Genomic DNA, 877 nt, shown 5'->3' on the forward strand with positions numbered 1-877 from the left:
CTGAAGATATTATTAATGCAATGCCAAGTACATTAAATATTGCTAAAGCTGGAGGTTTAGAGATAGATCGTGCTGCGGATATTAGTTCAAATATCTTAAGTGCATTTAAAATCCCCGCAAGTGAATTGGGTAAGGTTGCAGATTCATTAGTAGCAACATTTACACGTACCAATACAGATATGGAAATGCTTGGCCAAACAATGAAATATGTTGCACCTGTAGCGCAAAGTTTGGGAATGAGCTTAGAAGAATCTTTAGCAATGACAGGCTTATTAGGAAATATTGGTATTCAAAGCGATCAAGCAGGTACTGCATTACGTAAAATAGAACAAAGATTAGCAGCTCCGCCTGCAGGTGCTAAAAAAGCATTAGATAAATTAGGCATTAAAACAAAGGATGAAAAAGGTAATTTAAGAAATATGGCAGTAATCTTTCAAGAACTATTTGAAAGAACAAAAGAAATGGGATCAGCTGATCGAACTAAATATCTCACAGCAATTTCAGGGCTAGAAGCTTCAGCAGCTATGTCTGAATTTACTTCTGGTGATTTTTATGACAAGTATGTCGGTCTTTTATCTGAAATTGAAGAAGCACATAAACGTGGTGAAGCTGCATTTGTCGCAGGGACAATGTCAGATAATTTATTGGGTGATATTGAACAACTATCATCAGGATGGTCACGTTTTAGGCAAATCGTATTTCAAACAAATAGCAAAGGCTTAAGAGAAACAACGCAATGGCTCACTAAAATTATGAGTAATATTAATGCCTTCACCAAAGAAAATCCTGAAATCGTCAGAAATTTGAGCTATGTTGCAGGTGCTGTGATGGGCATTACTGCTGCTTTAGGTTTGGCCAAATTGGCATGGGGTGCATT

Annotated in this window: 1 protein-coding gene; it reads left to right on the forward strand. The window is 36.8% G+C overall.

Translation table 11 applies throughout. The features are described from left to right. Positions 1-877: phage tail tape measure protein (locus BZK14_RS13010; RefSeq protein ID WP_077926870.1), on the forward strand; the 877-nt coding region annotated here is incomplete at both ends.

Source organism: Wohlfahrtiimonas larvae, assembly GCF_002006755.1.
GTDB lineage: Bacteria > Pseudomonadota > Gammaproteobacteria > Cardiobacteriales > Wohlfahrtiimonadaceae > Wohlfahrtiimonas > Wohlfahrtiimonas larvae.